This is a genomic window from Xanthomonas theicola (genome assembly GCF_014236795.1).
GTDB classification, from domain to species: domain Bacteria; phylum Pseudomonadota; class Gammaproteobacteria; order Xanthomonadales; family Xanthomonadaceae; genus Xanthomonas_A; species Xanthomonas_A theicola.
The window spans coordinates 3,510,246-3,523,051 of the sequence record NZ_CP049017.1; the positions used below are offsets into that span (position 1 = coordinate 3,510,246).

Sequence of the window (12,806 nt, forward strand, 5' to 3'; positions counted from 1 at the left end):
ATTGCTCCGGTTCGCGGCCACGGATCGCCGCTGGCATCGCTCCGTTCCGGAGCGGGCGGGCTTCCCATGGTCTGCACCGTGGTTCCTCGGGACGGTCCTCGATGCTCAGGCAGGGCCTCAGCCCTGCCGCGCGCGCAGCCGCTCGAGCACGCCGTCGAGCGTGTCCAGGTCGGTGTAGTGGATCACCAGCTTGCCCTTGCCGCCGCGGCCGTGGGCGATGGCAACCTTGGTGCCGAGCGCTTCGGACAACTCGGTCTCCAGCGAGGCGATGTCGGCCTGCGGGACGACGCGGCCGGGCTTGGCCCTGCGGTTGCTGGGCACCTTGCCGGCGGCGAACTGTTGCGCGCGGTGCTCGACCTCGCGCACCGACCAACCCTGGTCGGCAGCATCGGAAGCCAGGCGGCTGGCCAGTTCCGGCGACAGCGTCAGCAGTGCGCGCGCATGGCCCATCTCCAGGCGTCCGGCCTCGAGCAGCGCGCGGATCGCCGGCGGCAGCTCCAGCAGGCGCAGCAGATTGGACACCGAGGCGCGCGAGCGGCCCACCGCTGCGGCGGCCTCGGCGTGGGTCAGCGCGAATTCGTCGATCAGCCGCTGCAGCGCCTGCGCTTCCTCCAGCGGATTGAGGTCCTCGCGCTGGATGTTCTCGATCAGCGCCATGGCGATGACGGTGCGGTCGTCGAGCTCGCGCACCACCACCGGCACTTCGCCCAGCCCGGCCAGCTGCGAGGCGCGCCAGCGGCGTTCGCCGGCGACGATCTCGAACCTGCCCGGCTCCAGCTCGCGCGCGACGATCGGCTGGATCACGCCCTGCGCCTTGATCGACTCGGCCAGCTCCTGCAGCTTGCTCTCGTCCATTTCCTGGCGCGGCTGGTACTTGCCGGGCTGCAGCTGCCCGATCGGCAACTGGCGCAGGCGCTCGCTGGGCTGCGCGGCGTCGCTCGGCAGCGGCGCCGCCGCACCGCCCTTGGGGCCCAGCAGGGCTTCCAGGCCGCGGCCCAGGCCGCGCTTCTTCGCTCCGAGAGCGGGCGGCTTGGCGGTCATGCGATGGTCTCCACGGCAGGGGCGGCCTTGTTGCGCTCGTTGCGGCGGCGCACGATCTCGCCGGCCAGCCCGAGGTAGGCGACGCCGCCGCGCGAGGCGCGGTCGTAACCGACGATGCTCTGGCCGTGGCTGGGCGCCTCGGCCAGGCGCACGTTGCGCGGCACGATGGTGCGGAACACCTTGTCGCCGAAATGGTTGGTCAGTTCCGCCGACACCGCGTTGGCCAGGTTGTTGCGCACGTCGAACATGGTGCGCAGCACGCCCTCGATCTCCAGCGCTGGATTGAGGTCGGCGCGCAGCGCGTCGATGGTCTCCAGCAGCGCGGTCAGCCCTTCCAGCGCGTAGTACTCGCACTGCATCGGCACGATGATCGAATCCGCTGCGGTCAGCGCGTTCAGGGTCAGCAGCGACAGCGCCGGCGGGCAATCGATCAGGATGAAGTCGTACTCCGCGCGCAACGGCGCCAGCGCGGTCTTCAGCCGCTGCTCGCGCGCCGGCTGGTCCATCAGTTGGATCTCCGCGGCAGTCAGGTCGATGTTGCCGGGCAGCAGGTCGAAGCCCTCCGGCGCGGTCACCCGGATCTGCGCGGCGCTGCTTTCGCCCAGCAGCACCTCGCAGGTGGACGCGGCCACCTCGCGCTTGTCGATGCCGCTGCCCATCGTCGCGTTGCCCTGCGAATCCAGGTCCACCAGCAGCACGCGCTGCCGCTGGCGCGCGAGCGCCGCCGCCAGGTTGACCGCCGTGGTGGTCTTGCCGACGCCGCCCTTCTGGTTGGCGATGGCGATGATGCGGGCCATGCGGGAGCCTCGTCGGCGATAGGTGGGACGGGGCATTATGCGGTCACACCCCCCCGCGGCGGAAATCGGCGCCGGCGCCGGGCCGTTGGTGCCGGCCCGCTCAGCCGCGTTCGACCACCACCAGGTGGCGGTCGGCGCCCAGGCCCGGCACCTGCAGCCGGTGCACCGCCTGCGCCGCCCAGCCCGGCGGCAGCGCGGCGATCTCCTCGACCGGCCGCACCCCCTTCAGTGCCAGCAGGCGCCCGCCCGGGCGCAGCAGATGGCCGCCGACGGCGACGATGCCGGCCAGCGTGTCCAGCGCGCGCGCAGTCACCACGTCGTAGGCGCCGGGCTCGTCCAGCGCCTCGGCGCGCGATTGGGCCACGCGCGCGTTGTCCAGGCGCAACTGGCGCACCGCCTCGCGGAGGAAGCGCGCCTTCTTGCCGTTGCTCTCGACCAGGGTCACGCGCAGCCGCGGCCGCGCGATCGCCAACGGGATGCCGGGCAGCCCGGGGCCGGTGCCCAGGTCGGCGAGCGTGCCTTCGGCCACGAACGGCTGCATCGCCAGCGAGTCGAGCAGGTGGCGGGTCACCATCTCATGCGGATCGCGGACCGCGGTGAGGTTGTAGGTGCGGTTCCAGCGCGCCAGCAGCGCCAGGTAGGCCAGCAGCGGCGGCGCCAGGGCGGCGGCGTCCAGGGCCTGCGCGCGCAGGCCCTGGTCGAGGTTGGCGCGGACCGAGTCGGGAAGAGAGGCGTCGTTCATCGCCCGATTATCGCAGGTGCCGCCAAGGTCTCCGCCATGCAACGGAGATCATCGCGGCCGGCGATCCGGCGCGGTCGCTCGCGATCGTGGCGCATCGGCAGGCCCGCAGTCCGGATGGCATGTCGGCCGCTGCCGAAGCCGCTCTTGCAAGGCACGGTATTGGTGGCGGCCCGGCCGCGCTACGCCGGCGCCAGTGGATGCCAGGCCAGCGCGGCGCGGTAGCCGGGCGCGGCCGGCCATTCGTGCAGGCGCCAGCGCGCCGCCGCCCCCAGGGCCGGGTCGCACCAGGCCAGCTGCAGGGCGCCGGCGGCGTCCTCGGCGAAGCGCAGCCGGTGCAGCCCGAACGCCAGTCCATGGCCGTGCGCCTTCAGCAGTGCTTCCTTGGCGCACCACAGGCGGAAGAACAGCGCCTCGCGTGCCGGCGCCGCCAGCGCCTGCAGCGCGGCGACCTCGTCGGGATGGAAGAAGCGCTGCGCCAGTTCCAGCAGTCGCGGCCGCGCGCGCTGGCGCTCGATGTCCACGCCCAGCCGCGCGTGCGCGCCGAGCGCCACCAGCAGATAGTCGCCGCTGTGGCTCCAGCCGGTGCCGACGTGCGCCAGCGGTGCGTGCAGCCACGGCCGGCCGCGTTCGTCGCGGCGCAGCGGCAATTGCGCCTCCGGCGTGGCCAGTTCGGCGGCGAGCAGGCGCCGCGCCTGCGCTTCGCCCGGCGTGCGCGGCGGGTGCCGGCGCAGCCACAACGCGACCGGGCCGAAGCGCCAATCCGGCCGCTGCATGCGCGGGGTTTCCCCGCCGCACGCGCTCACGCTGCGTCCACCAAGCGCGCCGCGCGCCGCGCCGTGCGCGCCTGGATACACGGCCGCTTCACGGCAGCGCTCCTTAAATGGCCCGCACCCCACCGCTCCCGGTGCGGGCAGAAGCGAGGAATCTTAGCGATGGGCATCATCATCTGGTTGATCGTCGGCGGCATCGTGGGCTGGCTGGCCAGCATCATCATGCGCCGTGACGCACAGCAGGGCATCATCCTGAACATCGTCGTCGGCATCGTCGGCGCGTTGATCGCCGGCTGGTTGTTTGGTGGCGGCATCAACCAGGCGATCACGCTGTGGACGTTCCTGTACTCGTTGATCGGCGCCATCATCCTGCTGGCCATCGTCAACCTGTTCACCCGCGGCCGCGCGCGCTGAGCGCACACGCCAGTCGCCGCTTGCGCAAACGCCCGGCCCGCCGGGCGTTTGCTTTTGCGCCGCCGCTCACCGCGCGGCACGGTCGGGCGGATGCTGCACGCCGTCGTCGACCGGCGCCGCGATGGCCCGCACATACGGGTCCATGCCCTCCAGGCAGCCGACGTTGCAGCCGTACTCGCCGGGATCGGCGCGGCGCCGATGGTGCGTGCGGACCCCGCATAGGCCGCAGCAACAGGGCGGCGCGGCGTGCGTGCTGAACGCGTCAGGGCGCAGCGCGTCCGCGCCCTGGCGCGGATGCGGCGCGGCCCGGCGACGATCGCGCCGGGGCGGCACGGCGCGCCATTGCAGCGGCGCGATCGCGGTGGCGCCGACCTTGCCGACGCAGCGGCGCAGATGGCGCTCGCTCACGCGCCGGCCCGGTCCAGCTCGATCCAGGCCGGCGCATGGTCGCTGGGGCGATCCCAGCCACGCGGGGCGCGGTCGATGCCCGCGGCGCGCGTGCGCGCCTGCAGCGCGTCGGAGACCAGGGTCAGGTCGATGCGCAGGCCGAGGTCGCGGCGGAATCCGGCCTGGCGGTAGTCCCACCAGCTGAAGACGCCGCCGGCCTCGTGGTGCAAGCGGAAACCGTCGTGCAGGCCCAGCGTCTGCAGCCGGCGCAGCGCGCCGCGCTCGGCGCTGGAGGTCAGGATGTGGTTGTCGCTCCACACCAGCGGATCGTGCACGTCGCGTGCGTCCGGGGCGATGTTGAAGTCGCCCAGCACCACCATGCGCGGGTGGCGCTGCAGCTCGGCGCCGAGCCAGTCGTGCACCGCCTCCAGCCAGCGCAGCTTGTAGGCGTACTTGTCGGTGCCCACGTCCTGGCCGTTGACCACGTACAGGTTGACGATGCGCAGTTCGCCGATGGTCGCGGCGATGACCCGCTTCTGTTCGTCGTCCAGGCCGGGAACGCCGATCTGCACCTCGCTGGCCGGCATCCGCGACAGGATCGCCACGCCGTTGTAGGTCTTCTGCCCGGCGAACACGCTGCGGTAGCCGGCCGCGGCCAGCGCGGCATCGGGAAACTTGTGGTCTTCCAGCTTGGTTTCCTGGATGCCAACCACGTCCGGCGCGAATGCCGCCAGCCACTGTTGCAGGTGCGGCAGGCGCACGTTGAGCGAGTTGACGTTCCAGGAGGCGATCTTCAAGGGAAATTCCGTGACGGGGCGGCCGGCCGGTATTCTGACCGCTGCTCGCCACGACGGCCAATCCGGCCCGGCCGCGCCATCGTCCTCTCAGCGGCGCGCGCAGCATTGCGCGTACAGGTCCGGGGCCAGGCCCAGCGCCTGCCGCCGCTGCGTGGGGTCCAGCCCGTCGAGCAGTTCGTCGCCGCCGGCCAGCCGCTCCAGCGGCGGGAACGGCTGCCCCGGCGCTTGTCGCGCCGCCAGGCGCCAGGCCGCCGCATAGGCCGGATCGGCAATGGTCAGGATCGGCGACTCCAGCAATTGCGCCAACACCTCGATCGATGGCCGGTCGCCGCGCAGCGCCAACGTTTCCAGATCGGCGACGACGGTCTCGGCCTCGCGCTCGTCGGCTGCCGACAGCAGGATCCGTTCGCCGGGGCGCAGGCCGGCGGTGGCGCGGTCGAGTACGCTGCGCACGTGCTGCTCCAGCAGGCGGCGCTGCGCATCCGCATCGCCCTGCGCGGCGGCGCTGCGCAGGATCGTGTCGATCTGCGCGTACTGCGCACGGCCGATGCCGGCGCAGGCGGCGCGGCGCTGCCGCTCGGCGCCGCGTTGCGCCGCGGCCGCCGCCCGGTCCATCTCATCGATCCCGGGCGGCAGCACGGCGCTGGGCGGCGGCGCCTGCGCGCGCTGGCGGCAAGCGTCGTACTGCATGGCGATGACGTACATGTGCTGCGCGTCCACGCCCGCCGTCCAGGCCGAAGGCGGACGCGTTTGCGGCGACGCGCCGGCGGCGGGCGGCGGCGGTGGCGGCGCTCGCACGACCGCGGTTTCCGCGCGCGGGGGCATGCCGCCGGCGGCCGCGGCCGGCACCGGCGGCCGCAGCAGCGCGATGGCCAGCGCCACGCACGGCGACACCGCGGCGGCCACGACCAGGCGGCCGCGCAACGTACGCGTCGGCAGACGGACGGGCGCCATCGTGCGCCCGCCCCGCTCAGTGCGCCGCGGCGGCATACGCCGCACGGTCGAAGGCCAGCGGATGGGTCTGGCGCAACTGCTGCAGCGCCTGCGCCGCGGCCTGTTCGCGCAGCTGCACCTCGATCTGCCCGCGCACGGCATCGAAGCGGGCCTGGGTCTTGGCGTCCAGCCGGATCAGGTGGTAGCCGTCCGCGCCGCGCACCGGCGCGGACACCTGGTTCACCGCCAGCTGCTGCACCGGTGCAACGAACGGGTCGGCCAGGTAGCGACCGAACGCGGCAGAAAGCCGTCCGCCGTCCGCGGCAGTGGCGCCGTCGTCGGACTCGCGCATCGCCAGCGCCGCGAAATCGGCGCCCGCATCGAGTTGCTGCTTCAGCGCTTGGGCGCGCTGCAGCGCCTGCGCCTCGGACAGGTCGTGGCCGCGGCGCGCGTCGGCCTGCGGATGCAGGGCCACGAAGATGTGACTCAACTGGTACTCATCGTAGTCGCCGGGATGGGCCTTGAACTGCTGTTGCAACTGCGCCGCGTCGATACCCACGTTGCTGGCCAGCGATGCCATCGCCGCTTCGACCAGGATCGCGTCGGCGGCCTGGCGCAGGCGCGCGGCCACTGCCGGATCGTGCTCCAGCCGTTGCAGTTTGGCCTGCTCGAGCAGGATCACGCGGTCGGCGAAGCGACGCACGGCCTGCGGGTCGTCGATGCCAACGGCGGCCGGCGCGTCGTTGCCGGCCAATGCGCGATACTCGCTGGCGGTGAAGCGCGAGGCGCCGACACGCAGCACCACCGGATCGGCACCGGTGCGCTCGGCGGCAGCGGCGACGGACGCGGCCGCGATATGGCACGCCGCAAGCAGGCACGCGACGACCGCGCCGCGCTTGGCGATGGACAGGGACATGCTCGACTCCTGGAAATGGGTGTCGCGGACGGCGCGAGCGCGCGCCGGCGGCGGAAACGGCCGGCGCGGACGGGCAGGCCGGTCGAACGCAGCGGCTCAGTCGTGCTTGCCGCGCGCGTGCAGGTAGGCGATCGCCGTCTTCGGATCGTCGGTGGTGATCAGATCGAAGGCTTCCTGTCTGACGATGTAGTCGAGATTGCCACGGTTGTCCGCGGTGTCGCGGCCGCCGGAATAGGACAAGTACAGATCCGGCAGGCGATAGCAGCAAGAGCCGTTCTTGTTGTAGAACTGTCCGCCGCCGGGGCCGTCGGGGATCGCCTGGAACACGCCGACCCGGATCCCGGCTTCGTGCAAGGCGTCGGCATCTTTCTGCAACAGACCGCCGAGCTGCTTGACGTTGACCTCCATCGACTTGCGCTCCGTACTCCAGGCCAGGATCGAATTGGCGACGTTGACCTTGGTCAGCATGTTGGTGGTGAACACCGGGATACCGATCATGCCGTTGCCATCGGCGCGGTACGCGGCCCGCGTCGGATACAGGGTGACGTTGACCTTGGCCGCGACGTAGTTGCCTTCGGCGACCGAGAACGCGGCGGCGGCGGCCCGGTTCACCGCGCGCACCGACGCGGCGTCCTTGATGTCGAACACCATCGGCGTCCTCAGGTTGTGCTGCTTGTAGTACGCGAACAGCTCGTCCACGCGCGGCACGTGGTAGCCGGTGGTGGTGCGGCGGTCCGGCGTGAGCAGAAACAGGTTCCGCACCGTGGACCACGGCACCGTGCTCACCGCCGGATTGGTGCCGGTGTTGTCGGCCGGGTTGTACTTGGTGCCGCCGCGGAACGCGGTCCACGCATTGGTGGTGCGGCCCAGGTTAAAGTCGTGCAGGACCACCGGCACGCCGTCGCTGGTCATCTTGATGTCCAGTTCGACGCCGTCCATGCACTGGTCGTTGGCCGCCTGCAGCGCGCCGCGTGAATTCTCCGGCATGTCGCCGATGCCCGAATACTTGCCCCACAGGCCGCGATGCGCCAGCACGACGGTGTTGCCGCTGCTGCTCTTGAACATGATGTGGCTCATCTTGGTGTCGACGTTGTCGCCACAGGAGGCCAGCGCCAGTTGCGGCATGGTGGCCAGGGCGGCCAGTGCCGGCAGCACGCGGCAGGCGCGAGCCAGTGGATGTTGCGCCAGGTTGGTTTTCATTAGTCTCTGTCCCAGTTCGAAAAAGTGGCGCCAAGGGTGTACGAGCGCCTGCAGGTCGACGCTGCGGCGGACGCGCTGGGTGCGCGCTCCAAGCCGCGGCGACGGGCCACGCAGAGGCCGACGCCGACCATGATCGGCGGTGGCGTCAGGTGCAGAATCTAATTGCTCACTATGAATTAATTATTTCCGACGCAAGACCTGGCCGCGGCAGCCCGCTGCGTCGATGCGGCCGGCGCCCTTTGCGCACGCGTTTCGCGCACGGATCGCGCGTGGGGTGATGCGGTGGCAGTGCCGTCAGGAGCAACCCCGCTGGCTGGAGACCAGGCGAACGATGGCGATGACTGTCTCGGGCGGATCGGCGAGCAAGTGCGGTGCAGGCATGGCGAGCGGAACTGGCAGGTCGATTTCCTCCAGGCTGGGTGCGGTCGCGCCCCGAACCCGATTTCGATCGCGATGGGAATGCGTGCCCCGGCAAGCATCGCTGCTGTGCGCAGCCGGACGCCGCCGTCGTCCCGATCCTCCCGTATCGACGCCGCCTTCAGTGCAGCGGCGTCGTACTCGAGGCCGTCATCGGTCGCAACGGAAGCGATGTGGGATAGGGCTGCACGACTTTCCGGATTCGTGCCCGTTCGGCGAATCGGGCGATCCCGGCCGGTGCGGCCTTGCGTTGGCGCGGCGCCTCCCGCAGTCCTTCGCTCGCTATCGCTTCACCGACCGCGCAGCGGTAGAAGCGGCAAGCGCCACTCGGCAGCCGGTCGCGTGATCTGGGCGCACATCGTCCAACGCCAGAGGCAGCCATTCGGTCGTTCAGGAAATCTTTTGCGCAGGCTCCTGCGGAAAAGCCGCGGATCGTCGGCTAGCGCACTTTCGATCCAAGTGATGCCACTAGTGCGAGCGACTCCGCTGGCTGCAAATACCCGAGTCGAAAAGCTCTAGCGCAGCAGGAAGTCGATCATGCACTGGATACGTCGGTACGGCGGCTTGAGCCAGTCGCTGACGGCCCAGCGCGACTGCCACAGGATCGGCAGCGCCTTGCTGAAGGCGTCGAAGCCGGCGCGGCCGTGGTAGGCGCCCATGCCACTGGGGCCGATGCCGCCAAACGGCAGTGCGTTGGCGGCGAAATGCAGCAGGCTGTCGTTGACGGTGACGCCGCCGGCGACGGTGGCGTGCAGGATCGCCTGCACCTGGGCGCGGTCGTGGCTGAAGGGATACAGCGCCAGCGGCCGGTCGCGGCCGTTGACCATCGCGATCGCCTCGTCCAGCGTGTGATAGCTGCGCAACGGTAGGATCGGGCCGAAGATCTCCTCCTGCATCAGCAATGCGTCGTCGCCGGGCTGCAGCACCACGGTCGGCACGATCAGGCGTTCGCGCTCGGCGCGGTCGGGCGCGACACTGGCCAGTTCGACCACCTCCAGGCCGCGCGCGCGCGCGTCGTCCAGGTAGCCGCGCAGGCGCCGGTACTGGCCTTCGTTGACGATGCGGGTGTAGTCCTCGGCCGCGGCGAAGTCGCCGTAGCGCGCCAGCACCTGCGCGCGCAACGCCTGCACCAGCGCGGCGCTGCGGCCGGCGTCGATCAGCACGTAGTCCGGCGCGATGCAGGTCTGGCCGGCATTGAACCACTTGCCGGCGGCCAGGCGCGCGGCCGCCTGCCGCAGCGGATAGTCGGCGCAGACGATGGCCGGCGACTTGCCGCCCAGTTCCAGGGTCAGCGGGGTCAGGTTCGGCGCGGCGGCGGCCATCACCTTGCGCCCGACCGCCGTGGAACCGGTGAACACCAGATGGTCCAGTGGCAGCGCGGCGAAGGCGCCGCCGACCTCGGCGCCGCCCAGCGCCACCGCCACGCGCTGCGGCGGGAACACCTCGGCCAGCAGCGACTGCAGGAACTGCGCGGTGCGCGGGGTGTGCTCGGACGGCTTCAGATAGACATGGTTGCCGGCGGCGATCGCGGTGGCCAGCGGGATCAGCGCCAGGTTGACCGGATAGTTCCATGGCGCGATCACCCCGACCACGCCGACCGGCACCGGCCGCACTTCCGCGCGCGCCGGCCACAGCCGCCAGCCGGTGCCAACCCGCTGCGGCCGCATCCAGCGCTCGAGATGGCGCAAAAGATGATCGATCTCGCCGAGCACGGTCATGCCGTCGGCGAGCAGCGATTCGTGCCGCGAGCGATGGCCGAAATCGGCGGCGATGGCATCGGCCATCTGCGGCAGGCGCCGCTTCAGCGCCGCGCGCAGGCGCAGCAGGTCGCCGCGGCGCTGCGCGCGCTCCGGCTTGGCCGCCTGCCAGGCGGCGCGCAGCCGGTCCAGGGTGGCCAGCAGCGCGGTGGGCGGCGTGGCGTCGGAAGCGGCAACAGCAGCGGAAATGCCCATGCGCGCACTATACGATGCCGGCATCCCTGGCCACGCCAGTCCCGCACGACGCGCGTTGCCCAGGTGAAGAATCTCGCGCCTGCTGCACTCCAGCAGGAGCTTCAGCCCCGACGCCGTCCGGCATCGGGATGCGTGCCGCCGACAATCCCGCAAAAGTTTCGATGGTTACCCGCAAGCATCGCGTGCGCCGACCCGGTGGGTCGCGGCCGATGGCCCGAGGCCGCCCGCAGCCGCTGCCTGCAGGCTGCGCTGCAGCCATGGCACGCAACGGTGCCATGGGCGGTCGTGTTCCCCGAGCAGCAGCGCCACCGCACCGTCCAGCGGTTCGCACAGTTCGGCCATCGCCGCCAGGAACGCGGCGTTCGAGGTCTCCGGCGCGGTCCGCAGCCGCTGCGCCCACCGGTCGAAGCGGCGCTGCTGCAGCTGCAGCGCGGTGATCGCGCCGTTCTGGTACTCCACCACAACGGCCGGTTCGGTGCGGTGTAGTTGGCGTGCTCCAAAGCCACGCCGTAGCCGGTGAACCTGCGCTGCGGGCCGGCATAGGCATCGAGGCGGAACAAGCTGTCGTCGGCGTCGAACAGGATCCAGCAGCAGCGCATGCGGCGCACCCGATGGGGAGCGACCACGCATGGCGATCGGATCTCGCCACGGCCGGCTCGCCGCGCATCACCGCGCATCGCCGCCGCCGACGCACGGCCGGCGTCGCGGCGCCGCACGCAGCAGGCGCGCAGACCGTTCCCTCTACCGGGTGATGTCCACGTTGCGGGTTTCGCGCAGGAACAGCGTGCCCAGTACCAGGGTCATCAGCGCGATGCCGATCGGATACCACAGGCCGTAGTAGATGTTGCCGGTACCGGCCACCAGGGCGAAGGAGATCGCCGGCAGGAAGCCGCCGAACCAGCCGTTGCCGATGTGGTACGGCAGCGACATCGAGGTGTAGCGGATGCGGGTCGGGAACAGCTCGACCAGGAAGGCGGCGATCGGGCCGTAGACCATGGTCACGTACAGCACCAGCACCCACAGCAGCAGGATCGTCATCGGGATGTTGATGCGGGCCGTATCCGCCTTCTCCGGATAGCCGGCCGCGGTCAGCGCACGCTTGAGCTCCTTGCCGAAGGCGTCGGCCTTGGGCTTGGCGGTCTCCTTGGTCAGTCCGGCGGCCTCGTAGGAGGCAACCTGGCTGGCGCCGATGCGGACCTGCGCCCGCGAACCCGGCGCGGCCGGCTGCACTTCGTACGGCACGCCGGCCTTGGTCAGCGCGGCGGTGGCCACGTCGCAGGAACTGGTGAACTTGCGCACACCCACCGGATCGAACTGGAAGCTGCACGTGGCCGGATCGGCGAGCACCTGCGCCGGCGACGTGATGCGCGCTTCCTCCACCGCCGGGTTGGCGAAGTGGGTGATGCCCTTGAACAGCGGCATGTAGGTCGCCGCCGCCAGCAGGCAGCCGAGCATGATGATCTTCTTGCGGCCGATCTTGTCCGACAGCCAGCCGAAGAACAGGAAGAACGGGGTCGCCAGCGCCAGCGCCGCGGCGATCAACAGGTAGGACACGGTCGAGTCGACCTTCAGCGTGCTCTGCAGGAAGAACAGCGCGTAGAACTGGCCGCCGTACCAGACCACGGCCTGGCCGGCGGTGGCGCCGAGCAGCACGATCAGCATCAGCTTGAAGTTGCCGTCCTTGAGGCTGTCGCGGAACGGCTGCTTGGAGCCCTTGCCCTCGGCCTTCATCTGCTGGAACAGCGGCGATTCGCTCAGCTGCAGGCGGATCCACACCGACACGCCGAGCAGGACGATCGAGCCCAGGAACGGGATGCGCCAGCCCCAGGCCTCGAAGGCCTCGGTGCCCAGGGTCAGGCGGCAGACCAGGATCACCAGCAACGACAGGAACAGGCCCAGCGTGGCCGTGGTCTGGATGAAGCTGGTGTACAGGCCACGCTTGCCCGGCGGTGCGTGCTCGGCGACATAGGTCGCCGCGCCACCGTATTCGCCGCCCATCGCCAGGCCCTGGGCCAGGCGCAGCACGATCAGGATCACCGGCGCGGCCACGCCGATACTGGCGTAGTTGGGCAGCACACCGACCAGGAAGGTGGAGATGCCCATGATCAGGATCGTGACCAGGAAGGTGTACTTGCGGCCGATGCGGTCGCCCAGGCTGCCGAAGAACGCGGCGCCGAACGGACGCACGAAGAAGCCAGCGGCGAACGCCAGCAACGCGAAGATCATGCCGGTGGTCTCGTTGACCCCGCTGAAGAACTGCTTGGCGATGAGCGCGGCGAGCGAGCCGTACAGGTAGAAGTCGTACCACTCGAAGACCGTGCCCAGGCTGGAGGCGAAGATTACCTTCTTGTGGCCCTTGGTCAGGATCTGTCCCGACGGGTTGATGGCGGTGCTGGACATAGGAAGCTTCCCCTCCGAAGCGGGTGGTGTGGCGGTGCGG

The 12,806-nt window shown here is 70.8% G+C and carries 13 protein-coding genes; 1 reads left to right on the forward strand and 12 read right to left on the reverse strand.

Annotated features, from left to right (window positions below; genetic code table 11):
- Positions 1-117: 117 nt before the first annotated feature.
- The 4 genes from G4Q83_RS16350 to G4Q83_RS16365 all read right to left on the reverse strand — a co-directional run bounded on the left by G4Q83_RS16350 (position 118) and on the right by G4Q83_RS16365 (position 3,353).
- Positions 118-1,041: a ParB/RepB/Spo0J family partition protein gene (locus tag G4Q83_RS16350; RefSeq protein ID WP_128419664.1), complete on the reverse strand. Its 924-nt coding sequence runs from the start codon at positions 1,039-1,041 to the stop codon at positions 118-120.
- A complete protein-coding gene (locus tag G4Q83_RS16355) occupies positions 1,038-1,838 on the reverse strand; it encodes a ParA family protein (RefSeq protein WP_128419665.1) in 801 nt (266 codons plus the stop codon). Before G4Q83_RS16355 ends, G4Q83_RS16350 begins: the two co-directional genes overlap by 4 nt.
- 100 nt (positions 1,839-1,938) lie before the next feature.
- Complete coding sequence (gene rsmG / locus G4Q83_RS16360) at positions 1,939-2,580, reverse strand: 16S rRNA (guanine(527)-N(7))-methyltransferase RsmG (protein WP_128419666.1); 642 nt, start codon at positions 2,578-2,580, stop codon at positions 1,939-1,941.
- Between the two features lie 179 nt (positions 2,581-2,759).
- Positions 2,760-3,353 carry a 4'-phosphopantetheinyl transferase family protein gene (locus G4Q83_RS16365; protein ID WP_128419687.1) on the reverse strand — a complete coding sequence of 198 codons (594 nt, stop codon included), beginning with the start codon at positions 3,351-3,353 and terminating at the stop codon, positions 2,760-2,762.
- Between the two features lie 159 nt (positions 3,354-3,512).
- On the opposite strand from G4Q83_RS16365, the gene G4Q83_RS16370 reads away from it, so the two are divergent.
- On the forward strand, positions 3,513-3,764 hold the full coding sequence (locus tag G4Q83_RS16370) for a GlsB/YeaQ/YmgE family stress response membrane protein (protein ID WP_017908994.1): 252 nt from the start codon (positions 3,513-3,515) through the stop codon (positions 3,762-3,764).
- Positions 3,765-3,830: 66 nt separating this feature from the next.
- On the opposite strand, the gene G4Q83_RS16375 is transcribed toward G4Q83_RS16370, so the two are convergent.
- The 8 genes from G4Q83_RS16375 to G4Q83_RS16410 form a co-directional block, all read right to left on the reverse strand.
- Positions 3,831-4,172 carry a GFA family protein gene (locus tag G4Q83_RS16375; RefSeq protein WP_128419667.1) on the reverse strand — a complete coding sequence of 114 codons (342 nt, stop codon included), beginning with the start codon at positions 4,170-4,172 and terminating at the stop codon, positions 3,831-3,833.
- On the reverse strand, positions 4,169-4,948 hold the full coding sequence (gene xth, locus G4Q83_RS16380) for an exodeoxyribonuclease III (protein WP_128419668.1): 780 nt from the start codon (positions 4,946-4,948) through the stop codon (positions 4,169-4,171). Before xth ends, G4Q83_RS16375 begins: the two co-directional genes overlap by 4 nt.
- Before the next feature lie 87 nt (positions 4,949-5,035).
- Complete coding sequence (locus G4Q83_RS16385) at positions 5,036-5,902, reverse strand: hypothetical protein (protein WP_128419669.1); 867 nt, start codon at positions 5,900-5,902, stop codon at positions 5,036-5,038.
- A gap of 16 nt (positions 5,903-5,918) precedes the next feature.
- Entirely contained in the window at positions 5,919-6,797 is an 879-nt protein-coding gene (locus G4Q83_RS16390; protein WP_128419670.1) for a peptidylprolyl isomerase, read from the reverse strand.
- A gap of 96 nt (positions 6,798-6,893) precedes the next feature.
- Positions 6,894-7,907 (reverse strand): glycerophosphodiester phosphodiesterase family protein, encoded by a 1,014-nt coding sequence (locus G4Q83_RS16395; RefSeq protein ID WP_185817445.1) that lies wholly within the window; start codon positions 7,905-7,907, stop codon positions 6,894-6,896.
- 1,022 nt (positions 7,908-8,929) lie between these two features.
- Positions 8,930-10,366 (reverse strand): coniferyl aldehyde dehydrogenase, encoded by a 1,437-nt coding sequence (locus G4Q83_RS16400; protein ID WP_128419672.1) that lies wholly within the window; start codon positions 10,364-10,366, stop codon positions 8,930-8,932.
- Positions 10,367-10,531: 165 nt separating this feature from the next.
- Positions 10,532-10,825: an HAD family hydrolase gene (locus G4Q83_RS23580; RefSeq protein ID WP_246432129.1), complete on the reverse strand. Its 294-nt coding sequence runs from the start codon at positions 10,823-10,825 to the stop codon at positions 10,532-10,534.
- Positions 10,826-11,107: 282 nt separating this feature from the next.
- Entirely contained in the window at positions 11,108-12,766 is a 1,659-nt protein-coding gene (locus tag G4Q83_RS16410; protein ID WP_128419673.1) for an MFS transporter, read from the reverse strand.
- Between the last annotated feature and the right edge of the window lie 40 nt (positions 12,767-12,806).